Annotated in this window: 24 protein-coding genes and 1 tRNA gene; 4 read left to right on the top strand and 21 right to left on the bottom strand. The window is 58.9% G+C overall.

Going from position 1 to position 21,552, the window contains the following annotated elements:
- Nucleotides 1-166: 166 nt before the first annotated feature.
- Nucleotides 167-664, top strand: a complete 498-nt coding sequence (locus tag ACO5Z0_RS02275) for a hypothetical protein (protein ID WP_485649044.1) — start codon at nucleotides 167-169, stop codon at nucleotides 662-664.
- A gap of 15 nt (nucleotides 665-679) precedes the next feature.
- Here the strand turns inward: ACO5Z0_RS02275 and hypE are convergent, their stop codons facing one another.
- The 11 genes from hypE to ACO5Z0_RS02330 all read right to left on the bottom strand — a co-directional run bounded on the left by hypE (nucleotide 680) and on the right by ACO5Z0_RS02330 (nucleotide 9,321).
- Complete coding sequence (gene hypE, locus ACO5Z0_RS02280; RefSeq protein ID WP_485649045.1) at nucleotides 680-1,681, bottom strand: hydrogenase expression/formation protein HypE; 1,002 nt, start codon at nucleotides 1,679-1,681, stop codon at nucleotides 680-682.
- The gene (gene hypD, locus ACO5Z0_RS02285; protein WP_485649046.1) at nucleotides 1,671-2,777 is read right to left on the bottom strand and encodes a hydrogenase formation protein HypD; all 1,107 of its coding nucleotides are present in this window, start codon (nucleotides 2,775-2,777) and stop codon (nucleotides 1,671-1,673) included. Before hypD ends, hypE begins: the two co-directional genes overlap by 11 nt.
- Nucleotides 2,778-2,796: 19 nt before the next feature.
- Complete coding sequence (locus ACO5Z0_RS02290) at nucleotides 2,797-3,027, bottom strand: HypC/HybG/HupF family hydrogenase formation chaperone (protein WP_442673094.1); 231 nt, start codon at nucleotides 3,025-3,027, stop codon at nucleotides 2,797-2,799.
- Nucleotides 3,027-3,770 (bottom strand): HyaD/HybD family hydrogenase maturation endopeptidase, encoded by a 744-nt coding sequence (locus ACO5Z0_RS02295; RefSeq protein WP_485649047.1) that lies wholly within the window; start codon nucleotides 3,768-3,770, stop codon nucleotides 3,027-3,029. The genes ACO5Z0_RS02290 and ACO5Z0_RS02295 overlap by 1 nt, the downstream gene beginning before the upstream one ends.
- Nucleotides 3,767-4,432: a hydrogenase nickel incorporation protein HypB gene (hypB, locus tag ACO5Z0_RS02300; protein ID WP_442673092.1), complete on the bottom strand. Its 666-nt coding sequence runs from the start codon at nucleotides 4,430-4,432 to the stop codon at nucleotides 3,767-3,769. Before hypB ends, ACO5Z0_RS02295 begins: the two co-directional genes overlap by 4 nt.
- A 5-nt stretch (nucleotides 4,433-4,437) precedes the next feature.
- Nucleotides 4,438-4,779, bottom strand: coding sequence for a hydrogenase maturation nickel metallochaperone HypA (hypA, locus tag ACO5Z0_RS02305; protein WP_442673091.1), 342 nt, complete (start codon nucleotides 4,777-4,779; stop codon nucleotides 4,438-4,440).
- Nucleotides 4,780-4,877: 98 nt separating this feature from the next.
- Nucleotides 4,878-5,120: a hypothetical protein gene (locus ACO5Z0_RS02310; protein ID WP_485649048.1), complete on the bottom strand. Its 243-nt coding sequence runs from the start codon at nucleotides 5,118-5,120 to the stop codon at nucleotides 4,878-4,880.
- Nucleotides 5,121-5,137: 17 nt separating this feature from the next.
- Nucleotides 5,138-5,854, bottom strand: coding sequence for a Ni/Fe-hydrogenase, b-type cytochrome subunit (gene cybH / locus ACO5Z0_RS02315; protein WP_442676572.1), 717 nt, complete (start codon nucleotides 5,852-5,854; stop codon nucleotides 5,138-5,140).
- 81 nt (nucleotides 5,855-5,935) lie between these two features.
- Nucleotides 5,936-7,843, bottom strand: a complete 1,908-nt coding sequence (locus ACO5Z0_RS02320) for a nickel-dependent hydrogenase large subunit (RefSeq protein ID WP_442673088.1) — start codon at nucleotides 7,841-7,843, stop codon at nucleotides 5,936-5,938.
- Nucleotides 7,840-8,946, bottom strand: coding sequence for a hydrogenase small subunit (locus ACO5Z0_RS02325; RefSeq protein ID WP_442676574.1), 1,107 nt, complete (start codon nucleotides 8,944-8,946; stop codon nucleotides 7,840-7,842). The genes ACO5Z0_RS02320 and ACO5Z0_RS02325 overlap by 4 nt, the downstream gene beginning before the upstream one ends.
- A gap of 283 nt (nucleotides 8,947-9,229) precedes the next feature.
- Nucleotides 9,230-9,321: transfer RNA gene (locus ACO5Z0_RS02330), tRNA-Ser, on the bottom strand.
- A gap of 264 nt (nucleotides 9,322-9,585) precedes the next feature.
- Between ACO5Z0_RS02330 and ACO5Z0_RS02335 the strand changes: the two genes are divergently transcribed.
- From ACO5Z0_RS02335 to ACO5Z0_RS02345, 3 genes are all read left to right on the top strand, one after another.
- Nucleotides 9,586-10,575 (top strand): ABC transporter substrate binding protein, encoded by a 990-nt coding sequence (locus tag ACO5Z0_RS02335; protein ID WP_485649049.1) that lies wholly within the window; start codon nucleotides 9,586-9,588, stop codon nucleotides 10,573-10,575.
- A 78-nt stretch (nucleotides 10,576-10,653) separates the two neighbouring features.
- Nucleotides 10,654-11,535, top strand: a complete 882-nt coding sequence (locus tag ACO5Z0_RS02340; protein WP_442676213.1) for an ABC transporter permease — start codon at nucleotides 10,654-10,656, stop codon at nucleotides 11,533-11,535.
- Nucleotides 11,535-12,329, top strand: coding sequence for an ABC transporter ATP-binding protein (locus ACO5Z0_RS02345; RefSeq protein ID WP_485649050.1), 795 nt, complete (start codon nucleotides 11,535-11,537; stop codon nucleotides 12,327-12,329). Before ACO5Z0_RS02340 ends, ACO5Z0_RS02345 begins: the two co-directional genes overlap by 1 nt.
- Nucleotides 12,330-12,412: 83 nt before the next feature.
- Here ACO5Z0_RS02345 and ACO5Z0_RS02350 read toward each other — a convergent pair whose 3' ends face one another.
- The 10 genes from ACO5Z0_RS02350 to mmdA all read right to left on the bottom strand — a co-directional run bounded on the left by ACO5Z0_RS02350 (nucleotide 12,413) and on the right by mmdA (nucleotide 21,494).
- Nucleotides 12,413-13,051, bottom strand: coding sequence for a CheB methylesterase domain-containing protein (locus tag ACO5Z0_RS02350; protein WP_485649051.1), 639 nt, complete (start codon nucleotides 13,049-13,051; stop codon nucleotides 12,413-12,415).
- A gap of 34 nt (nucleotides 13,052-13,085) precedes the next feature.
- Entirely contained in the window at nucleotides 13,086-13,298 is a 213-nt protein-coding gene (locus ACO5Z0_RS02355) for a DUF951 domain-containing protein (protein WP_442672603.1), read from the bottom strand.
- Between the two features lie 21 nt (nucleotides 13,299-13,319).
- Nucleotides 13,320-14,696: an MFS transporter gene (locus ACO5Z0_RS02360; RefSeq protein ID WP_485649052.1), complete on the bottom strand. Its 1,377-nt coding sequence runs from the start codon at nucleotides 14,694-14,696 to the stop codon at nucleotides 13,320-13,322.
- 13 nt (nucleotides 14,697-14,709) lie between these two features.
- Nucleotides 14,710-15,816, bottom strand: coding sequence for a redox-regulated ATPase YchF (gene ychF / locus ACO5Z0_RS02365; RefSeq protein ID WP_485649053.1), 1,107 nt, complete (start codon nucleotides 15,814-15,816; stop codon nucleotides 14,710-14,712).
- Nucleotides 15,813-17,543, bottom strand: a complete 1,731-nt coding sequence (locus tag ACO5Z0_RS02370; protein ID WP_485649054.1) for an IS1096 element passenger TnpR family protein — start codon at nucleotides 17,541-17,543, stop codon at nucleotides 15,813-15,815. Before ACO5Z0_RS02370 ends, ychF begins: the two co-directional genes overlap by 4 nt.
- 167 nt (nucleotides 17,544-17,710) lie before the next feature.
- On the bottom strand, nucleotides 17,711-18,697 hold the full coding sequence (locus ACO5Z0_RS02375) for an asparaginase (protein WP_485649055.1): 987 nt from the start codon (nucleotides 18,695-18,697) through the stop codon (nucleotides 17,711-17,713).
- Between the two features lie 13 nt (nucleotides 18,698-18,710).
- Nucleotides 18,711-19,271 carry a hypothetical protein gene (locus ACO5Z0_RS02380; protein ID WP_485649056.1) on the bottom strand — a complete coding sequence of 187 codons (561 nt, stop codon included), beginning with the start codon at nucleotides 19,269-19,271 and terminating at the stop codon, nucleotides 18,711-18,713.
- A gap of 102 nt (nucleotides 19,272-19,373) precedes the next feature.
- Nucleotides 19,374-19,760 carry a biotin/lipoyl-containing protein gene (locus tag ACO5Z0_RS02385; RefSeq protein WP_442672597.1) on the bottom strand — a complete coding sequence of 129 codons (387 nt, stop codon included), beginning with the start codon at nucleotides 19,758-19,760 and terminating at the stop codon, nucleotides 19,374-19,376.
- Between the two features lie 45 nt (nucleotides 19,761-19,805).
- A complete protein-coding gene (locus ACO5Z0_RS02390; RefSeq protein WP_006193510.1) occupies nucleotides 19,806-19,949 on the bottom strand; it encodes a hypothetical protein in 144 nt (47 codons plus the stop codon).
- A gap of 15 nt (nucleotides 19,950-19,964) precedes the next feature.
- Nucleotides 19,965-21,494 (bottom strand): methylmalonyl-CoA decarboxylase subunit alpha, encoded by a 1,530-nt coding sequence (gene mmdA, locus ACO5Z0_RS02395; RefSeq protein ID WP_442672596.1) that lies wholly within the window; start codon nucleotides 21,492-21,494, stop codon nucleotides 19,965-19,967.
- Nucleotides 21,495-21,552 lie beyond the last annotated feature (58 nt).

Below are 21,552 nucleotides of genomic sequence, written 5' to 3' on the forward strand. Positions count from 1 at the left end.
GTCAACTTAATTTATTTATAGGTTGACAATAACCAAAGAACCGTGTACGCTAAAACAAACAAATCGGGGACGCATCTATCCCCGAAAATAAAATGAAAGGAAGCACGGATGAATCCCTTCCGTTGGACGACCCTCGATCCGTGCTTCCTGAAAAGGAGCGTTTCCCATGAAAAAACCGACCATTTCCACATCCACCGTGACCGAGATCGCCCTGCTCGCCGCCTTGATCACGGTCACCGGCGCCATCAAGCTGCCAAGTCTCGCTCCGGGGTTGGAGTTCCAGCTTTCCGCGCCCTTAGCGGTCGCGATCTGCGCCGTCTTTGGCTTCAAACGCTACATTTTGGCGGGCATTTTGTCAAGTCTCGTCGGTCTCTTGCTCGGCACGCAAAACCTCTTCAACGTCGCCATCGCCATGCAGTTTCGCCTCGTGGTCGGTCTCGTCTTTGTGCTCTTCGGGCGTCATTATTGGACGACGGCACTTGCCGGTCCGCTCGGCACATTCACCGCGCGCGTCACGCTGAGCTTCGTCGTAGGAAAGGGCGTATGGGCTTTGGTCGCGGCGGCGGTGCCCGGCATGGTCTTTACGCTCCTTACCGCGCCGCTTCTGGTGAAAATCCTCGACCGCATCGCACGATTCCGGCGCACGGCGGATGCGCAGGTGTAAGCCGCCGCCGTATATCTAGCAGATGCGCGGTACGAGATTGCCGAGCGGCATATCGACGATACGCAGACCGCCGAGCGCCGTTTTGAGCGCGACGATTCCCGGCTCTTTTGCCGTTGTGCGCCCGATGCAGCAGGCGTCCCTGCCGTAAGGATGCTCGTGCATGGCGGCGAGAAGCGCCTCGGTCTCTTCGGGCGCACAGAAGGCGATCGCCTTGCCCTCGTTCGCCAGTTCCAGCGGATCGAAGCCGAGAAACGCGGCGATGCCCTCGACTTCTTCGCGCACGGGCAGTGCTTCCTCATCGATGATGACGCCGACCTGTGCCGCACAGGCGATTTCGTTCAAGACCGCCGCCGCGCCGCCGCGCGTCGGATCGCGCATACAGGCGATCGAAGGCGCGGCGCGGCGCATGAGGGCGGCAAGATCCCCCAACGGTGCACAGTCGCTATGAAGCGACGCAGGAATCTCGATGCCGTGGCGCTCTGCCATGACAGTCGCGGCATGGTCGCCGAGCGTACCCGAAAGGATGACGTCCATGCCCGCCTTGACTTTCTGCGGCTCCATCGCGCGTTCGATCTCGCCGATGCCTGCCGTGTTGATGTAGATGCCGTCTGCCGCGCCCTTGCCGACGACCTTCGTATCGCCCGTGACGATGGCAACATGCGCCTCCTCTGCGGCTTCTTTCATCGAGTGCAAAATGCGCCTGAGTTCCTCGATGGGCAACCCTTCCTCTAAGATCAGTGCGCACGAGATGTAGCGCGGCACGGCGCCCGTCATCGCGAGATCGTTGACCGTGCCGCAGACGGCGAGCTTGCCGATGTCGCCGCCGGAAAAGAAGCGCGGCGCGACGACGAATGAATCCGTCGTAAAGGCAACCTTGCCGCCAAGGTCGAGCGCCGCGCCGTCGTGCATCTTCTGCAAAAATTCGTTGCCGAATATCGGCAAAATGACGCTCTCCATCAGCGCTTGGCTCAAGCTGCCGCCCGCGCCGTGCGCGAGCGTGATCTTCTCATTTTCCAAAGTGAAACCTCCCTCGGCCATACTTGTACCAAGCGGCGCAGACGCCTTCGACCGATACCATGCACGGCCCTACGGCGTGCGCCGGCACACATGCCTTCGCGAAGAGCGTACAGTCCGTCGGGCGCACCGCACCGCGCAGAACCTCGCCGCAGCGGCACGCCGTCTTTTTCTCCACGCGCTCGACTTCGACGGGCAGGCGGCGCTCAGCGTCAAAGTCCGCGAACGCCTCGCGCATACGAAGCCCCGAACGCTCAATGACGCCGAGACCGCGCCACTCGTCCGCAGCTTCCTCGTAGACGCGCGCGAGGATGGCAAGCGCGGCGGGGTTCCCCTCTTCTCTTACGACGGAGCCGTACTCGTTCTCGATACGGGCAGCACCATCTGCCGTCTGCCGCACGAGCCGCCAGACGGCACGCAGGATGGCGAGCGGCGTGAAGCCTGCGACGACGCCGGGTTTATGCGCTTCGTCGGCGAGAAAGCCGTAAGGTCGCGTACCTGTGACGACGCACGCATGACCGGGCAAAAGGAAGCCGTCAACATGCACATCGGGAGCATCGAGCAAGAGCTTCACGGCAGGCGGCACGAGCTTCTGCGCCGACAAGACGCAGAAGTTTTGCAATCCTTCATCCTTTGCTGAGAGCACCGCCGCCGCCTCGGTCGGCGCCGTCGTCTCGAAGCCGACGCCGAGGAATACGACAGTCTTTTGGGGATTTTCCCTTGCTGCCGTGAGCGCGTCGAGCGGCGAGTAGACCACACGGATGTCCGCGCCCGCCGCACGCGCGTCCGCGAGGCTCTCGCGGCTGCCCGGCACCTTGAGCATGTCGCCAAACGTCGCGACGGTGACGCTTTCCATCTTCGCGTAAGCGATTGCCTTATCCATATAAACGTCGCTCGTCACGCAGACGGGACAGCCCGGCCCCGACACAAGCTCGATGTTCTCCGGCAGGATCTGGCGAAGCCCTGCACGGAAGATGGCGACCGTATGCGTGCCGCAAACTTCCATATAGCGAAGATGACGGCCTTCGGCAAGGCGCTCGATGTCAGCAAGGAGCGCCTTTGCCGCTTTTTTTTCTTCTGCCGACGTGAGTTTTTTCACGCTATCCCCTCGCTCTTCCCTACTCCACAGTGCGCGGCGCACCCTTCATCTCGGCGAGCAGCGCGTAGGTTTCTTCGGCATCCTTCTCCTCGACGATCTGCATGGCAAAGCCCGCGTGCACGAGTACATAGTCGCCAAGCTTCGCTTCGGGCAGCAGCATGAGGCTTGCATCGCGCTCCACGCCGCCGACGGCGACGCGGGCAACGCTCCCCGTGATTTCAAGCACCTTCGCCGGTACAGCAAGACACATCAGTCCTCGTCTCCTTTCGCCAGAAGTTCCTGCGGCATGATCTGCCGCGCCGTGCGCATCAAAGCGCCATGCTCCGCTGCTCTTTGCGCTTTCTCGGGCATGGCGGGCGCATCGTACTCTGCATACAGTTCGAACTTTGCCCCGACCGTCTCGTTCTTCGCCTCGGCGACGCGCGTGAAAGCGACTTCGCCGGGTGCGCTCTTCGCCCGCACTTCGACGCCCCAGCGCGAAAGCACGTCGAGCGCTTGCCGCTCGATCTCGGGCAAGAGCGCCTCCATCGCGGGGCTGAGCGCTACGCCCGCGCCGACGGCGTAAGGCTGCGCCCCGAGCACGACGACGTCGGGGATCGCGCGGCCCGTCACCGAGAGCGTCGCGAGCACATCCTGTATGCCGACCTCATGTACCGACAATTTATCTTGAAAGTGCGCTGCAATCTGCTCGTTCGCAAAGTGAAAGAGCGTGCCCGCCTCTTTGCCGCCGTTGACGGAATCGAGCACGAGCAGATGCTTTGTACCCGTAACGACGCCCAAGAGTTCTGCGCCGAGCGTGCCGCCGTCGATGATCTGCACGTCGGGCGGGAAATCGTACTTTTCACGCAGAAGTTCGGCGGCGCGTACGCCGAAGCCCTCATCCTGCAGGATGACGTTGCCGATGCCGAGAATCGTCACGGCGGGCGCCGCCTCAAGCTCTTTTCTCGCACGCTCGATCTCTTCGGGCGATACGTCCAAGAACGCTGCACTCATCGAGCCGCCTCCTTCTTCTCGCGCACATTTTTCCGAAGCCACGAGAGCCACGCCTCGATGCCATCGCCCGTGCGGCAGGCGATCGCCATGACCTCGATGCCCGGATGAATCGTGCGGATGTCGTCTGCCGCACGCGCCATATCGAAGTCCGTATAAGGCAGGAGATCAACCTTATTGAGGAGCGCCGCATCTGCCTCCTTGAACATCAGCGGGTACTTCAAGGGTTTGTCGTCGCCTTCCGTGATCGACAGCACGACCGCCTTCTTGTCCTGTCCCAGTTCAAACTCTGCCGGGCAGACGAGATTGCCGACATTCTCGATGACGAGCATATCGAGTGCGGCGAGGTCGATGGACGAGAGCGCACTCTTGACCATCGGCGCATCGAGATGACAGCCGCCGCTCGTGTTGATCTGCACGACGGGCACGCCGAGTCGGTCGATGCGCTCGGCGTCCTTCGATGTAAAGAGATCGCCCTCGATAACAGCGATGCGCATCTCATCCTTGAGTGCCTGCAGCGTGCGCTCAAGGAGCGTCGTCTTGCCCGCGCCCGGCGAGCCCATGAGATTGAGCACAAATACACGGTCTCTTTGAAAAAGCTCCGCATTCTCCGCCGCTGCTTCGTCGTTCATCGCCAGAACATTCTTCATGACCTTGACTTCCATTTTGCCTAGTCCACCTCCAAAGATTCGACCTTGAGCTCGCGTCCCGAGATGATCTCAAGTGCGCCGCTCCTGCACGAAGGACAAAGAAAACTGTATCGCTCGATAGGCTGCTCCCTGCCGCAAGCCCCACAACGCCCGATGAGCGGCACGCGCTCGATGGAAAGCGCCGCGCCATCTGCCGCCGTTCCCTTCGTCAGAGCCGCAAAGCAAAAGCGCAGGGATTCGCACTCTACGCCCGCCATCTCACCGACGAGCAAATTCACGCGTGCGACGCGCGTCGCCGCGTTTTCATCCATCGTCTTGAGCGCGATGCCCAAGATGCCCTCGGCGATCGCCATTTCATGCACCGGTTTTCCTCCTATGCGAAAAGGGCCCCCTCCGGCGGCTTGCCGAAAGGGGGCGCCTTTTTTCCCTGTTGTCGCAAACAAAACGCAGACGAAGCGCATCAAAGCGCAGTCGAAAGACCGCGCGCTTCAAACACCGCAAGCAGTTCCGTAAGCTTCGTCTTCGCCGGATTGTAGTCGATCGTCGTCTCACCATCGTGCGCATGGATATGCACATAGAGCACGCCGGCAAGACCCAAAAGAGCCTTTTCCGCGTCCTTCGCCGACGCATCCGTATAGCCCGTAACGGTAAATTGCAGGCGTGTCGTACCGTTCGCCGCGCCGCAGCCGCATTCTTTACACATAGACGATTCTTCCTTTCTCAACTCGCCCTGCCCTTATGCTCCTCCTCGGGATGGCTGAGCTGATAGGCGTCGAGCGGCTCATGCGTCAGAATCTTGCGCCCTGAGAACATGCTCGACACTTCGCTCTCACCTTCCATGAACTCCGCGCGGATGACCATGTAGAGATGGCCAATCGCGAAGAGGATGATGAACCAAGCGACGTAATGATGCACGAGATGCGCCATGAACTCGTTGCCGCAAAGAGCGATCACCCAGCCGAAGAGCTGGAACGACACGCTTTCCGGCTCGTTCGCGCCATACATCGCCATGCCTGTCAGCACCTCGATGGCGACGAGTACATAGAGCAGCGTGTACGACATGCGTGCGATCGGGTTCCTCAAATACGACTTGTGCTCGTAGCGCACGAAGATGTAATGCAGGATTACATCGCCGATCGCCCGCCAGAAGAGCCCTTCCCAAAAGCGAGGGAAAAGGCGGTCGCCGCGATTCACATAGAAGCCGTAAATCCGAAGGATGAACGCCGCCATGAAAGCGAATGCTGCGATGAAATGAATGTTTCGGATGTTGTCCGTCGTCATGCCGCTGAACGTCGGCTCGACGGAGTAAATGAGCCACGGCTCTGTGATCATCAATCCCGTCGCAAAGAGGACCGAGATGCAGACGACCATGATCCAGTGAAAGACCCTGAGCCAAGGACTGAAAACGTAGTAGATTCTGCGTTTGACTTCTCTCATATCACATGTCCCTGCTGCCGCAAATCAAGAGATGAACGCTCTCGCTCGCGGCAGTTTCTCCTTTCCACGATGCGTGATCGTTTATTCTTCCACCTGCAGCCCTGCATAGGGATCCGTCGTCATGATCTTGAGCGTGTCGCCGTTCGCGTTGTAGACGTGCGTCGAACACGCCATGCACGGATCGAACGAGCGAATGACGCGCACAATTTCCAAGGGCTTGTCGGGCACGGCGACGCGCGTATCCATCATCGCCATCTCGTAAGCGCCGTGACCCGCCTGATCGTCGCGCGGGCAGGCGTTCCACGTCGTCGGCACGACACACTGGTAGTTCGCGATCTTGCCGTTCTTGATGACGACCCAGTGCGAGAGCGCACCGCGCGGCGCATCGTAGAGACCGACGCCCTTCGCTTCCTTCGGCCATGTCACAGGATCCCATTTATCGGATGTCGCGACGGCAAGATCGCCGCCCTTGATATTTTCGATGAGCTTGTCGAAGTAATACTTCTCGATCTCAGCATTGAGCTGTGCGTCGAGCGCACGTGCCGCCGTCCTGCCGACCATCGTCGGCAGCCAAACCTCGGGCGCGAGACCGATCGCCTTCGACACCGCATCCATCTGATTGAGCATAAGCTGCTCCGCCCATGTCGGATTCGGCAGGAAGCCCTTCTTCGCCTTGACGTAGATGATAATGTAGCGCGCCAAAGGACCGACCTCGGCGAGCTTGCCGCGCCATTTCGGCGTCTTGAGCCACGAATACTTGCCCTTCTCGTTAAGCTCCTGCCAATTCGTCTGCGTGCCGACTTTCGGCGCCGTGTACTTCGGCTTCGTCTGCCCCGCCCACGGATGGAGATCGCTCTCGGCGCCCTCGTACTCGTACCATGCGTGCTCGACGCCCTCGGTGAAAGCGACGGGATCGGACAGATCCTCCGCCTTGACTTCCGTGAAAGTCGCAGCCGCAAGGCCGGCGCCGAAGTTCTCGACGACACCGTTCGAGCGAATCAGGAGATGACGCATGAAGTCGCCGTTTCTCGTACCCGTGTAGCTCTGCTCGGGGAACTGCCCGAATCCCAGCACACAGCGCTTGGCAAGACCGCCGCCGTCCACCTTGCCCGCCTTGACGTAGAGCGAGCCGATGGCGAGCACGTCGGGCAGATAATATTCGTTGACAATCGTGCGCGTGAGGTTCACGGCACGATCCACGATGGCGAGCCGCGCCGTATTGATCGGCGCGTTGCCGTCGTCGAGGGAGATCGCGCACGGCATACCGCCGACGACGTAATGCGCGTGCGGATTCTTGCCGCCAAAGACGACGTGCGGCGTCATAAGCTCTCTATGCTTGTCAAGCATCTCAAGGTAGTGGACGACCGCGATGAGATGAACCTCGGGCGGCAGGATCTTATAGTCGGGATGATCCCACCAATTCGCCGCAAAGATGCCGAGCTGACCGCTCTTGACGATCTGCTCGATCTTCTGCTTGAACGCCGCGAAGTATTCGGGCGTCGCATTCGGAAAATCTTTCGGATATGCTTCCGTATTAAGACCCGCAGGTCCCGCAAGCGGCAGGCGCAGCTTCAAGATCTCCCGCTGCAGGTTTGCCGCCGCCGCCGGATCGGCAGCCAGAGCCTCGACGGGGCTGACCCAGTCGAGTGCGTGCAGATGATAGAAATGCACGAGATGATCCTGCACCGTCAGACAGCCCGCCATGATGTTGCGGATATAGTTCGCGTTCGTCGGAATGCGGATGCCGAGCGCATCCTCGACGGCGCGTACGGCGCAAAGCGCATGAGCCGTCGTGCAGACGCCGCAGATGCGCTGGATGTATGCCCATGCGTCGCGCGGGTCGCGCCCGTTCATGACGAGTTCCAGACCGCGCCACGCCGTACCGCTCGAAAGAGCGTCCGTGACCTTGCCCGTCGCCTCGTCCACCTGCACTTCGACGCGCAGATGCCCTTCGATTCTCGTTACCGGATCGACCGTTACATGTTTCATTTATGCACCTGCTCCCTCTTCGCCTGTTCCTCTTCCTTCTCGATCGCCTTGTCCGCCTTCGCGCGCTGTGCAAGGCTCAGAGCGCCATGTACGGCGACGCCCGCCGCCGTGCCGACAGCGAGGCCGACGCCGATCTTGTCGATGCTGCCCAGAGGACCGTACTTCGGCAGGCGGTCGGAGAACGGCGCATCATCCCAGAAGTTTGCGTTCGTGCAGCCGATGCACGGCGCACCCGACTGAATCGGATAGCTCATCCCCTGGAACCAGCGCAGGTTGCCGCACGAAGCATACGTCTCGGGACCTCTGCAGCCGAGCTTATAGAGACACCAGCCCGCCTTCGAGCCTGCATCGTCGAAGCGCTCGGCGAACATGCCCGCATCGAAGAACGGACGGCGATAGCAGGTATCGTGAATACGGTTACCATAGAACTGCTTGGGGCGGTTCTCCATATCGAGGTCGGGGATCGTGCCGAAGAGAGCGACGTGCATGACGACGCCCGTCATGACCTCAGGGATAGGAGGACAGCCCGGCACGTTGATGACCGGTCGGCCGCCCGTGTAGTGCCCGATGCCCGCCGAACCCGTCGGATTCGGCGCAGCCGCCTGGATGCCGCCCGACGTCGCGCATGTGCCGTAGGCGATGATCGCCGCTGCATCCTTCGCCACGCGCTGGAAGGTATCAATGAACGGATGACCGCCCGACATGCAGTAGACGCCGTTCTCCTTCGTCGCAATCGCACCCTCTACGGCAAGGATGTACTGCCCTTTGTACTTTTCAATCGTCTGTTCAAGATGCGCCTCAAAAGGCTCGCCCGAAGCCGCGCTCAAGACGTGGCTGTATTCGAGCGCAATCATGTTCAGCACCAAATCGGACGCCATCGGCGCCGCCGAGCGGATGAACGACTCATCGCAGCCCGTACACTCATGGCCATGCAGCCAGATCACGACCGGCAACGGCTTCGCCTCTGCCGCCTCGACGACCTTCGAAACCATATCCGTATTAAGTCCCATCAAAGATGTCAGCGCGACGCACCCTTTCAGGAAGTCGCGGCGGCTCAGACCATTGCGGAGATAACGCTCCCACATGCTTTCCCGCTTGTCCACATTACTGCCTCCCTCTTTCGCCCCGCCAGGGGGTATGCAGGAATACTCTTCCGGAGAATGTCAGGACATCCTCCAAGGATAGCTGATACAATCAGCGCTTTCCCTAATCAAAACATAATTATCCTTAGTTGTCAATTCTCCTTTTTCCCCAAAATTCCTGCTTGCCTTTCGGACTTTTTCACACTTTTTTCTCATATTTTCCGATATAGCTGTGATATAGCTGTTTAGAAACGCAAAAAAGACGTCATCTCCGTAAAAAGGAGACAACGCCTGTTCTCATCACTGGCGGAGAGTGAGAGATTCGAACTCTCGATACAGGTTTCCCCGTATACACGCTTTCCAGGCGTGCTCCTTCAACCACTCGGACAACTCTCCAATGCTTGAATCTTCTGCGAAAAACCGCAGTCGGTATGAAATTTGCGCAGCACAGCACGAGATCTGTGCAACAAGGATGAGTATAGCATTTCCCGTGCACCTTGTCAATCATAAGTTTCGAGGGCACGGATTTTCATACGGCTATGGCATTTCTCTCTGTAACCATGTATAATATCTTTATTGCTTCAAATACAGCCACTCTTTATAAAATTCAAGGAATGCGGCTTCAGCCGCGCTTTAGCACAGCAGAAAGGCGGAATTCTCATGCACATTTCCAAGAAACTCAAAGCGCTCATCCTCGGAGCCTCGCTCCTCACGGCAAGTCTCGGCTTCGTCGGCTGCGGTCAGAGCGCCGACACGAAGGACGTGAAGATCGGCGTCGTGCAGCTCGTCGAGCACAACGCGCTCGATGCGGCGAACAAAGGCTTTGCCGACGGTCTCAAGGAGCGCGGCTTCGAAGAGGGAAAGAACATCTCGATCGACCGCCAGAACGCGCAGGCGGATCAGTCGAACCTCCAGAACATCGCGCAGCGCTTCGTCAACGCGAAGATGGCTCTCGTCTGTGCGATTGCGACGCCCGCCGCCCAGAGCATGGCAAACGCGACACGCGACATTCCTATCGTCGGCACGGCGATCACGGACTATGTCGGCGCGAAGCTCGCCGCTTCGAACGAGAAGCCCGGCGGCAATGTCACAGGTACGAGCGACATGAGCCCTGTCAAGGAACAAATCGACCTCATGCTGAAGATCTGCCCCAACGTCAAGACCATCGGCATCATCTACTGCTCCAGCGAAGTCAATTCCGAGGTACAGGCGAAAGCGATCACCGAGTACGCCGAGAGCCGCGGGCTAAAAGTGCGCACGGCGACGATCTCGACCGTCAACGACATCCAACAGGCGGCGAACAGCCTCGTCGGCGACGTTGACGCTTTCTTCGAGCCGACGGACAACATCATGGCGTCTGCTGTCCCGACGCTTCTTGCCATCACGGATGCGGCGAAAAAGCCCGTATTCTGCAGCGAGGACAACTGGGTCAAGGCAGGGGCGCTTGCGACCTACGGCATCGACTACTACAAACTCGGCGTACAGACGGGACACATGGCTGCCGACATCCTTGAAGGAAAGGCGAAACCTGCCGACATGCCGATTGAAATGGCAAAGGAACTCAAGGTCAGCATCAACAAAAAGAACGCCGACAAACTCGGCATCCAAATCCCCGCCGACATCTTGAAGGATGCACAGATCTTCGAGTAACCCCATCCCCATGAAAACCGCAAAACAGCCGCAAGCATCCTCTTGCGGCTGCTTTTTCAAAAAGGAGACTATCCCTCTATGGATCTCATCATTCCAACCATTTCCCAAGGACTTTTATGGGCGCTTCTTGCCATCGGCGTCTATCTGACCTTCCGCGTCCTCGACATCGCCGATCTCACCGTCGAAGGCAGCTTCCCACTGGGCGCAGCGACGGCAGCGAGCCTTCTCGCCGCCGGTGCGTCGCCCGTACTCGCCATCTGCGCCGCCTTCGCCGCGGGCATGGTCTCAGGCGTCGTCACCGGACTTCTGACGACGAAGCTCAAAATCCCCGCGCTTCTTGCAGGCATTCTCACGATGATCGCGCTCTACTCCGTGAACCTTCGCATCATGGGCAAGGCGAACCTGCCGCTCCTCAACACGGAGACAATCTTCACGCAGGCGCAGAACTTCGGTCTCACGCGCGAGCTGGCTGTGCTCATCATGGGCTTTCTTATCGTCGTCGCCATCAGCGTCGCGTGCTATTACTTCTTCGGCACGGAGCTCGGCGCGGCGATCCGTGCGACGGGGGACAACCCGCACATGATCCGCGCCAACGGCGTCAACACCGACATGACGATCATCCTCGGGCTTTTGCTCTCGAACGGTCTCGTCGCCATCTCAGGCGCGCTCGTTGCACAGGCGAACGGCTTTGCCGACGTCGGCATGGGGGTCGGCACCATCGTCATCGGGCTTGCATCCGTCATCATCGGCGAAGTGCTCTTCGGCACGCGCAGCTTCAAGAACTGCCTGCTCGCCGTCATCGGCGGCTCCATTGTCTACCGCGCTGTCATCGCCGTCGTACTCGAACTCGGTATGCCTCCGAACGATCTCAAACTCTTCACGGCGGCGCTCGTCGCGCTCGCACTCTCTTTGCCGCTGATTCAAGCGCGGATTCGCCGCGCAAAAGGAGGTCCGCGCTGATGCTCAAGATCGAAAACATCTCAAAGACCTTCAATCCCGGTACGATCACAGAAAAATTCGCCCTGCGTGGCGTGACGCTGCACCTTTCCCCCGGCGACTTCGTAACCGTCATCGGCGGCAACGGCGCCGGCAAGTCCACGCTGATGAACTCCATCGCAGGCACTTTCCGCGTCGATACAGGCAGCATCGTCATCGCCGGCACGGACATCACGAAGCAGCCGGAACACAAGCGCGCCAAGTACATCGGCCGCGTCTTTCAAGATCCCATGATGGGCACGGCGGCAGGCATGATGATCGAAGAAAATCTTGCCATCGCCGCACGGCGCGGCCATGCGCCAAGGCTCCGCTGGAGCTTCTCCAAGGCACAGCGAGAGCGCTTCCAGGGGCTTCTCGCCAGTCTCAACCTCGGTCTTGAAGATCGTCTCGAATCCAAGGTCGGACTGCTCTCGGGCGGTCAGCGTCAAGCCTTGACACTCCTCATGGCGACGATGGCAGAGCCGAAGCTCCTGCTTCTCGACGAACACACGGCGGCGCTCGACCCCAAGACCGCGGAAAAAGTCCTCGACATCACGAAGGACATCGTCGAAAAGCGCAAGCTCACGACGCTCATGATCACGCACAACATGAAGGATGCGCTTCGCCTCGGCAACCGTCTCATCATGATGCACGAAGGACGCATCCTCGTCGATGTCAAAGGCGAAGAAAAAGCACGCCTATCCGTGCGCGACCTGCTCGCCCTCTTCGAGAAAGCGGCGGGCAACGAGCTGGCAAACGACAGCCTGCTCCTGTCATAGCAGCAAATTTCCCACGTTCCCTTGACGCAAAAGAAGGGCTGTGCAAAGTCGAATCGACCTTGCACAGCCCTTCTTTTTGTACCCTAACACCCGCGTACCGCCTGCTTGATCGCCCCTGCCATCGCTGCGAGCGGCATCTGTCGCTCGACTGCACCAAGCTCGAAAGCGGCGCGTGGCATACCATAGACGACGCATGACGCTTCGTCCTGTCCGAGCGTCATGGCTCCCGTATGCCGCATTGCAAACAACCCCTTTGCACCATCCGCCCCCATGCCGGTGAGAATCACCCCCAGCGCCGCATCGCCGATGAGCTCGGCGACGGAGAAAAAGAGGACGTCTGCCGAAGGACGCACCCAGTTCACGGGATCCCCCTGCATACAGGCGACAACGATCCTTCCCGCACGCCGTTCGAGCTTCATGTGCCGCCCGCCCGGCGCCACATAAGCGGTCGAGGGCTTGATCGCTTCGCCGTCCTCGGCTTCCTTGACCGTGAGCTTCGATATGGCATTGAGCCGATGGGCAAAATGATTGCTGAACACCGGCGGTATATGCTGCACAATGACGATGGGGGGCAGCGGCGGTGAAAGCTCCTTCAATATCGTGGCGATCGCTTCCGTACCGCCCGTCGAAGCGCCAATGGCAATCAGCTTCTTTTCTGCCGTTGAGACTGGCGGCATGACAACGGAAAAAAAGCCCATCGGCTCCTTCTTAGCCTTTTCCATGTTCACCGTCTCCCTTCCTAACGCAGATGCAGCATCATCCGTCCGCTTGGCAAACGCCAGTCGTATGCTTCTCCTCAATCGCACGCACGAGACGCAGGAACTTCTCGCGCCCAATCTGCACGAAGCGCCCGCATCCCTCGCATTTGAGCGCAAAATCCGTACCCGTGCGCAAAACGCGCCAACGATCGCTGCCGCACGGGTGCCTCTTTTTCATGCGCACGATGTCACCGATTTCATAGCGCTGCATGACAGCACTCCTCTCATCTTTTTACGCCCGCCCATCTTCTTCGGCAGGCTTTCTCTTGCCGCGTGCAAGCGAAGCGAATACGCCAAAAACGCAGGAGACGGTCAAATACGCGAAAATCAGCCGTATCGCTGCTGCAAGTTCCGCCGTCCAATCCGCTGCCTCATGAAGCGCCGCCTGCGCGAGCAGCACCGTCACGACCGCCATGCTCACCGCCTGCCCCGAAAGGCGCATGACAGCGACCATAGAAGACGCCACGCCATAGAGCTTTTTCGATACCGCGCCCATGATCGCATTATTGTTCGCCGGCGAGAAGAAGCCGAACCCCACGCCGACAAGCACGCAGTTCGCCGCGACGAGCGATAGAGGCGTATCTGCGTCGAGCAGCGAATAGCAGAAGACGCCCATCGCCGTCAAAGCCATGCCGAAAGTCGCAACGAGGCGCGGCTCATACTTATCCGACAACCCTCCTGCAACCGGTGAGAGAACCGCCATCGTCAACGGCTGCAAGAGCATGACGACCCCCGCCGTCGAAGCGTCAAGACCGCGCACGAGCTGCAAGTACAGCGAGAGCAAAAAACTGATCGCATACGTCGCGCTGTAGTTCAAAAACGATGCGAGATTACTCATGGCAAAGACGGTGTTGTAAAAGAGCGAAAGCTGCAGAAGCGGCATTTTCGCCCGCCTCTCCTGCCACAAAAAGAGTGCAAAAAATACAAGCCCGATGAGCAGCAAAACGCGCGTCCAAGACGCATCCGCAAATACAGAAAGTCCGTAAAGCGTCAGCGTGCTCGCCGCCGTATAGAAAACCGCGCCGGACACATCAAAGCCGCCGCCGCGCTCACCGTACCAATCGGTTCGGACGGCGCACACGAGCAAACTGCTCGCCAGAATGACAGCCGCCGCCAAGAGAAAGAGGAGCCGCCAGCCGAGATACTGTGTGACAAGACCGCCGATCACAGGCCCCAAAGACAGCCCGATATAAGTCGCGGCGGCGGAGTAGCCGATGACACGCCCGCGCTCTCTCGCCGGATGCGCCGCCACGAGGAGCGCCATGCCGCTCGAAAAGACAAGTCCCAGAGCAAGCCCTTGCAGCGCACGCATGGCGATGAGTAACGAAACCGTCGGCGAAAACGCTGCGACGAAGGAAACGACCGCCATCGCCGCCGTGCCGACGCCATAGATGCGACATCGACCGAAGATGTCCGCCAGCCGCCCGAACGGCAGCACAAAAGCGACTGCACCAAGGAGAAAAGCGGTCGCAAGCCAAGAAAGATCCGTCGCCGGACATGAAAATTCCAACGCGATCGCAGGAATAGCGATGTTGATGCAGCTGCCGAGAAAAGGCCCCATAAAAGACGTGAGCAAGACTGCCGAAAAGATCCGCCGCTGCACCTTCATGAGAGCCGCCTCCTCACACGTTGAATCGGAAATACGTCACATCGCCGTCCTGCATCACATAATCCTTGCCCTCAAGGCGTACCTGCCCTTTTTCACGCGCCGCCGCCGTGCTGCCGGCGGCGACGAGATCGTCGTAGTTGACGATCTCCGCGCGGATGAAGCCGCGCTCAATATCCGAATGAATCTTGCCCGCCGCCTTGGGCGCCGTCGTGCCGGAGACAATCGTCCATGCGCGGCACTCATCGGGACCTGCCGTCAAGAACGTCAGAAGCCCCAGCAACTCGAACGCCGCCTTGATGAGCCGATCCAAGCCGCTCTCCAAAAGCCCCAGCTCTTCGAGAAACGCCTTGGCGTCACTTGCATCAAGCTCGGCGATCTCCGACTCGACACGGGCGGAGACGACGACGACCTCAGATCCTTCCTTCGCCGCATAGTCGCGCACACGAGCGACGTGCGGATTGCCTTCGCCGTCCTTTGCCGCTTCATCCTCGGAGACATTGGCAACATAAAGCATCGGCTTCAGCGTAAGGAAGTTCATCTCCTTGATGAGATCGAGTTCATCGTCGCTGAGATCGAGACTGCGCGCCGACTTTCCTTCTTCCAAAACCGCCTTGATGCGGCGCAGCACCTCATCCTCTGCCTTCGCTTCCTTGCTGCCGCTTTTGGCGAGCTTGGCGAGCTTCATGATGCGCTTTTCCAAGACCTCAAGATCGGCAAGGCAAAGCTCCGTCAAGATCGTTTCGATGTCGCGCACGGGATCGATCGTCGCTGCGACGTGCGTGATATTCGTATCCTCGAAGCAGCGCACGACATGCGCGATGGCGTCAACTTGGCGGATATGCTCCAAAAACTTGTTGCCAAGACCCTCGCCCTTCGATGCGCCTGCGACAAGACCGGCGATATCAACGAAACGCACGGAAGCCGGCGTCGTCTTTTTCGACTGATACATCTCATGCAGCACAGAAAGACGTGCATCGGGTACATCGACGACGCCGACATTCGGCTCAATCGTGCAGAAAGGATAATTCGCCGCCTCCGCACCCGCTTTCGTGATCGCATTGAAAAGTGTGCTCTTGCCGACATTCGGCAGACCTACGATACCTACGTCCAAATTGCTCAATGTGATTTCTCCTTGTTCCTGTCCCTCAAAAAAACGACCTTCGATCGCGCCGCTTTCCTGCGCTCCTCCTTTTTCTTCTGCGCCGCCTGCTGCTGTTCCTTGATCTCATTCGTCGTAAAGCCGCGGTTCGCAACCGAGCGCGTACCGTCGTGCAGACGATTCAACAGTCGGCGCAGCATGACGTCCTGTTCTTTCGTCAAGGCGTCGAAATAGCCGTCGTCTTTGAGCATATCGCGCACGAAAGAAACGGGCGCACCGGCGAGAAAAGTCCAATGGATGCGCCGCATGATTTCCACCGTTTCCTCATCGTCGTAGGAAAGCGTCTGATGAAAGAACCGCGCCGTCGCTTTTTCATCCTCCGGATCGGAAAGGGCAAGCCCCTGCGCGAAGAGCGGTATCTCCTCCGTACCGGGAATATAATAATCGCCGTCGCCCTGTGATTCTAAGATGACCTGAATCTCTTCTTCCTCAAGCCCCTCAGAGATAAAGACGTCGCCGCGCCGCCAGTAGCCCTCAACGAACTCGGGCGGAATCTTTTCGATCTCCCGCTTGAGTTCTTCCGGCTGCAGCGTATCGATGCCACCTTGGTTATAAACACGGCACAAGACATCGAGCGGCGTCACACTGTAGAGAACATTCGCCGTGAGGATCGCGTTCATCAGCCATAGGCGGCGGCGGCGTTTCTCATAGAAAGCTTCACTCATATCCGCCGCAAAAGGAATGAGCATCTCTGCCACATCCCGCGCAATGACGATGACGAGTTCCGGGGTTTCCGCGATATAGCCTGCCGTAGAGAGGACTTCAAGGGTATCGTGCGGCTCCTCTTCAAATACGTCGGGATCGGCAAGCAATTTTTGCAGAGAAAGGATTTCCTCATCGCTCAGGCACAGAAAGTAGTTCTCCAGAACACAAGGGTCGAGCATCTTTTTCGTCAACAGCTCGATGACATCCTTCTTTCTCATACCGTGACGCACTTCGACGCCCTTTTGTTCAGCAATCGAAAGAAGCTCGTCCTTGGCAAACCCTGCAAACATATCGCGCAGCGTCGGCGGCACGCGCTCCTCATCCTTCGATTTTTGCAGCCCCTGGTGCATGACCACGGAGAGAAACGCGCTTCTCTCCTCGGGCGAATACGCGCCTGTGATGGAAAGTTCCTTGGGCATACGCGCAAAAAAGCCGTACTTGCCCGCTTCCATATCATCGTAAAGCATCGCCAAGGTGCGCTGCTCATAGCTGCGCCGATTGAGGCGGCACCAAAGAGCAAGTTTTTCATTGACCGCATCCACATCATAGTCGGCCTCGCTTCTCGCCGCTGCCGCCGTATCCGAGAGCAGATCGGCGGCGAAAATCGCACCGCTCCATTCGAGTACCTTTGGCTCCCTGCCCGTCCACGGATCGACGATCTCTTCACGCTGCACATCAAAGCGCATCTCTCGTCGATTGGCATAAACGTAGAGAAACGCACCGGCACGCTCTAAATAGCGACGAATATACACCTCGGGAGCTTCCAACAGTCTCTCGTTCGGCGACTGCCCCTCCGGCAGTTCGGTGATGACCATTTTCTTATGCGGCAGCAGAAAGGAGTACTCCGTTTCCTTCTCCCAGCCCATCGCCAGATTAAACACGAGCGCAAGCTGTGAAAACGTCAGCTCTTCCGGCACCAACACACGCCGCCAAACATCCGACGACTGTCCGCGCAGAACAATCTTCAACACATAAGCCTTCATGGAACTCTCCCTTCAAACGGCACACCGATCATACATGAACTTTCATCTATTATACCCTATCACGAAAAGTTATTCCAGTGGTATGGACAAGACTTCTTCATCGACCTGTCCTGCAAAGATCGCTCCATGAAAAGCCGCAGCCGTTTCAAAAACGGCATCCTTCCCTGTCAATATTCGTGGAACATGCGCTGAACCTCTGCACGTTCCCTTGTTTTTAGGAGCGTGAGTGCAAGAAGAATGCGCGCTTTAGCAGGGGGCAGCGTGTCGGCGTCGATAAAGCCCGCCATACGGTAGGCATCTTCAGCGAAAAGCACCGCCCCCGCTCCCGTGCGGCTCGCACGCACGACGGGAAGTCCGGCTGCCGCAGCAGCGGCAAGCGTCGGCAAGACGGCTTCCGCTATGCTGCCGTTGCCTGCGCCCGCATGGACGATTCCCGCCGCGCCACCGCGGACAGCGGCGGCGGCAAGCCGATCGTCTGCACCTGCGTGCCCGTAAAGGATCGGTACATACGGCAATTCCGTCACACCCGCAAGATCAAACTCACTCGCCGCCGTATGGCGCGTGAGCACGCGGCGCCGGAAGCGCGGCGCGCCCTCCTCCATGCGCCCGAGCACACCGACGTCGGGCGAGGCGAACGCCTGCACCGCCGTCGTATGCACCTTCTCCATGTCACGCGCACTGTGAATATCGCCGTTCAGCGTGACGAGCACGCCTTGACCATGCGCCGCAGGGCTTGCCGCAAGGCATACGGCATCGAAGATATTCAGCGGACCGTCGGCGGAAAGCGCCGTCGCGGGGCGCATCGCTCCCGTCAGAACGACAGGCTTTTCGCTCTTGACCGTCAGATGCAAAAAGTACGCCGTTTCCTCAAGGGTGTCCGTCCCATGCGTAATGACGACGCCAGCCGCCCCCGCATCCAGCACCGCCTCGACGCGTGCGGCAAGACGCAGCCAAATCGCTTCTGTCATGTCCTTACTGTCGATCGCCGCGATCTCTTCGCTCGCAATCCGAGCGACTTCAGAAAGCGCCGGCACAGCCGCGAGAAGCTCTGCCGCCCCGACTGCGCCCGCACGATAGCCCGTGAGCGCATCGCTCTTTGCCGCCGCCCCCGCAATCGTACCGCCCGTCGTCAACAGAGAAATTTTCGGCTTCATCGCACACCCCTCCTCAATGGATCGGCGCACGCTTGAGCGCGAGCGGTATCTTCCAGACGACGGCGGCTTTTTCCCGCATCGCCGCCGGACTCATGCGCTGCCAGATCTCCTGCACACGCGCAGCAAAAGCAGCGGGAGCGAGCGGCGTATCCTTTGCCGCAAGCGCATGGCGGCGCAGCAGCGCGGCAAAGGATGCGGGCATCTTCTCCTCTCTCTGGGCAAGCAGAAGCGAAAGACGCGCATCGACGAGATAAAGGTGCATCGTTTCAGCCGCAAGCGACTGCTCCGACGGCATCTGCTCTTTAGAAAGTCCGCCGAAAGAAAGCGGCGCATCGCCCCAACCCTCTTTGAAGATGCCCAAAACCTGATAGAGCAGGAACAAGACGCCCGCATCCTCATAAAGCGCCAGCTCCATCTCCCCCGTACGAAACGCCTCGACGGCGACGACGTCGCTCTTTATGAGCTGCAAAATGAACATCGCGCCGTTTACATCGACTTGAAAAAGACCGCCCTCTCCTTGCTGCTTTATAGGCAAAGGGAATTTTTCTCCGACTTGGAAGTTTGTATATGACATCCATTTCTCCTTCCATGAAACGGCATAGCGCAAAAATGCCTCCGATCAGATAGATCCAATCGGAGGCATTCAAAACACTCGACAAAAAGCTATGCTTACAGCTTAGCCGACAATGACCAGCGGATCGCCGACCTTGACGCTCTGACCAGCGGCGACGTTGATCGCCTTGACCGTGCCGGCCTGCGTTGCAGCGATTTCGTTCTGCATCTTCATGGCTTCGAGAATCAGAAGGACGTCGCCCGAGTTGACCTGCTGACCTTCGGAAACGAGAACCTTGACGATCTTGCCCGGCATCGGGGCGTTGACGGAAGCTTCGCCGGCGCCAGCGGAAACAGCTGCCTTGGCAGGAGCGGCAGGAGCAGCCGGAGCAGCGGCCTTCGGAGCGGCGGGAGCGGCAGCCTTCGGCGCAGGCGCCGCGCCTGCGACCTTCTCTTCCTCGACCTCGACTTCGTAGCTCGTGCCATTGACCTTGATGTTGAACTTTTTCATTGTAAATTCCTCCAAGTCTTCAATTTGTTTTCGCTTACGTCTTTCTTAATGGATGCTCTGGCGACCCGCCATTGCCCATGCGTCGTTGCGCTTGATCTTGACGGCAACGACTTTATTGCCAACCATCATCTGGACGGCTGCAGCGATGACCGCAGCGACCTCAGGTTTGACGTCTTTTGCATTTTGCATAAGTGAACCTCCCGATTACAACGGAATATTGCCGTGCTTCTTCGCCGGCCCGACTTCGCGCTTCGAGGCGAGAGCGTTCAATGCCGTGATGACATAGGGACGCGTTTCCTTCGGCTCGATGACCATGTCGGCGTAGCCGCGCTCCGCCGCCTTGTACGGCGTAGCAAACTCTTCGACATATTCCGCCGTCTTTTGATCCTTGTCGGGATCCTTGCGGAAGATGATGTTCGCAGCGCCCGCGGGGCCCATGACGGCGATTTCAGCCGAAGGCCATGCCATGACCTGATCTGCGCCGAGTTCGCGGCAGCACATGGCGATGTAGGAGCCGCCGTATGCCTTGCGCGTGATGACCGTGACTTTAGGAACCGTCGCTTCGCTGTAGGCATAGAGCATCTTCGCGCCGTGACGGATGATGCCCGTGTGCTCCTGATCGACGCCCGGCAGGAAGCCCGGAACATCAACGAGATTGACAAGGGGGATATTGAAGGCGTCGCAGAAGCGAATGAAGCGTGCGGATTTATCCGAAGCGTTGACATCGAGGCAGCCCGCCATGACGTTCGGCTGGTTCGCGATGATGCCGACGGAGCGGCCGTCGAAGCGTGCGAAACAGGTGATGATGTTCGTAGCAAAGTGCTGATGCACTTCGTAGAACTCGCCGTTGTCGACGATGCCGCGGATGACGTCCTTCATGTCGTACGGCGCATTCGGATTGTCCGGAATGACCGTGTTCAAGGACTCTTCCATACGAGACGGATCGTCTCCCGTATCAACGATCGGCGCATCGTCCATGTTGTTGCTCGGCAGGAAGGAGAGCAGGTAGCGGATCTGCTCGATGCAGTCCTCTTCGTTCTCCGCCGCGAAATGCGCAACGCCCGAGACCGAGTTGTGCGTCATCGCGCCGCCCAAGGCTTCCGCCGTGACCTCTTCCGCCGTGACGGACTTGATGACAGCAGGTCCCGTGATGAACATCTGGCTCGTGTTCTTGACCATGTAAATGAAGTCCGTGATCGCCGGGCTGTAGACAGCGCCGCCCGCGCACGGTCCCATGATGACGGAGATCTGCGGCACGACGCCCGAAGCCGCCGTATTGCGGTAGAAGATGCCCGCATAGCCCGAGAGCGCGTCAACGGCTTCCTGGATGCGTGCGCCGCCCGAGTCGTTGATACCGATGCACGGAGCGCCCATCTTCATCGAAAGATCCATGACCTTCCAGATCTTATGCGCATGCTTCTCGCCCAAGGAACCGCCCTCGACCGTGAAGTCCTGCGCGAAAGCATAGACAAGACGACCGTCAACCGTGCCATAGCCCGTGACGACGCCCTCGCCCGGCAGTTCCTTCTGATCTTGACCGAAGTTCGTGCAGCGATGCTTCATGAACATATCGAGTTCGACGAAGGTGTTCTCATCAAAGAGTTTCTCGATGCGTTCGCGAGCCGTCATCTTGCCCTGCGAATGCTGCTTGTCGATGCGCTTCTGTCCGCCGCCCTGTTGGATATGCTCCTTCTTGGCGTGCATGAGGGCAATTTTTTCCTGAACTGTTGCCATACTCTTCCTCCTCTATGTCGAATCTTCCTAGTATATAGTACCTTATGAAAGTCCAAGC

The sequence above is a fragment of the Selenomonas sp. genome (genome assembly GCF_057272215.1).

Excerpts from the sequence above, each read along its gene's own strand:
- ACO5Z0_RS02370 (WP_485649054.1), bottom strand. The coding sequence starts at position 17,543 with ATGAAGGCTTATGTGTTGAAGATTGTTCTGCGCGGACAGTCGTCGGAT.
- ACO5Z0_RS02295 (WP_485649047.1), bottom strand. The coding sequence starts at position 3,770 with ATGAGTGCAGCGTTCTTGGACGTATCGCCCGAAGAGATCGAGCGTGCG.
- ACO5Z0_RS02290 (WP_442673094.1), bottom strand. The coding sequence starts at position 3,027 with ATGTGTCTTGCTGTACCGGCGAAGGTGCTTGAAATCACGGGGAGCGTT.
- ACO5Z0_RS02350 (WP_485649051.1), bottom strand. The coding sequence starts at position 13,051 with ATGGAAAAGGCTAAGAAGGAGCCGATGGGCTTTTTTTCCGTTGTCATG.
- ACO5Z0_RS02385 (WP_442672597.1), bottom strand. The coding sequence starts at position 19,760 with ATGAAAAAGTTCAACATCAAGGTCAATGGCACGAGCTACGAAGTCGAG.
- ACO5Z0_RS02335 (WP_485649049.1), top strand. The coding sequence starts at position 9,586 with ATGCACATTTCCAAGAAACTCAAAGCGCTCATCCTCGGAGCCTCGCTC.
- cybH (WP_442676572.1), bottom strand. The coding sequence starts at position 5,854 with ATGAGAGAAGTCAAACGCAGAATCTACTACGTTTTCAGTCCTTGGCTC.
- ACO5Z0_RS02390 (WP_006193510.1), bottom strand. The coding sequence starts at position 19,949 with ATGCAAAATGCAAAAGACGTCAAACCTGAGGTCGCTGCGGTCATCGCT.
- ACO5Z0_RS02375 (WP_485649055.1), bottom strand. The coding sequence starts at position 18,697 with ATGAAGCCGAAAATTTCTCTGTTGACGACGGGCGGTACGATTGCGGGG.
- hypB (WP_442673092.1), bottom strand. The coding sequence starts at position 4,432 with ATGGAAGTCAAGGTCATGAAGAATGTTCTGGCGATGAACGACGAAGCA.
- ACO5Z0_RS02355 (WP_442672603.1), bottom strand. The coding sequence starts at position 13,298 with ATGCAGCGCTATGAAATCGGTGACATCGTGCGCATGAAAAAGAGGCAC.
- mmdA (WP_442672596.1), bottom strand. The coding sequence starts at position 21,494 with ATGGCAACAGTTCAGGAAAAAATTGCCCTCATGCACGCCAAGAAGGAG.
- ACO5Z0_RS02310 (WP_485649048.1), bottom strand. The coding sequence starts at position 5,120 with ATGTGTAAAGAATGCGGCTGCGGCGCGGCGAACGGTACGACACGCCTG.
- ACO5Z0_RS02340 (WP_442676213.1), top strand. The coding sequence starts at position 10,654 with ATGGATCTCATCATTCCAACCATTTCCCAAGGACTTTTATGGGCGCTT.
- ACO5Z0_RS02320 (WP_442673088.1), bottom strand. The coding sequence starts at position 7,843 with ATGAAACATGTAACGGTCGATCCGGTAACGAGAATCGAAGGGCATCTG.
- ACO5Z0_RS02275 (WP_485649044.1), top strand. The coding sequence starts at position 167 with ATGAAAAAACCGACCATTTCCACATCCACCGTGACCGAGATCGCCCTG.
- ACO5Z0_RS02345 (WP_485649050.1), top strand. The coding sequence starts at position 11,535 with ATGCTCAAGATCGAAAACATCTCAAAGACCTTCAATCCCGGTACGATC.
- ACO5Z0_RS02360 (WP_485649052.1), bottom strand. The coding sequence starts at position 14,696 with ATGAAGGTGCAGCGGCGGATCTTTTCGGCAGTCTTGCTCACGTCTTTT.
- ACO5Z0_RS02380 (WP_485649056.1), bottom strand. The coding sequence starts at position 19,271 with ATGTCATATACAAACTTCCAAGTCGGAGAAAAATTCCCTTTGCCTATA.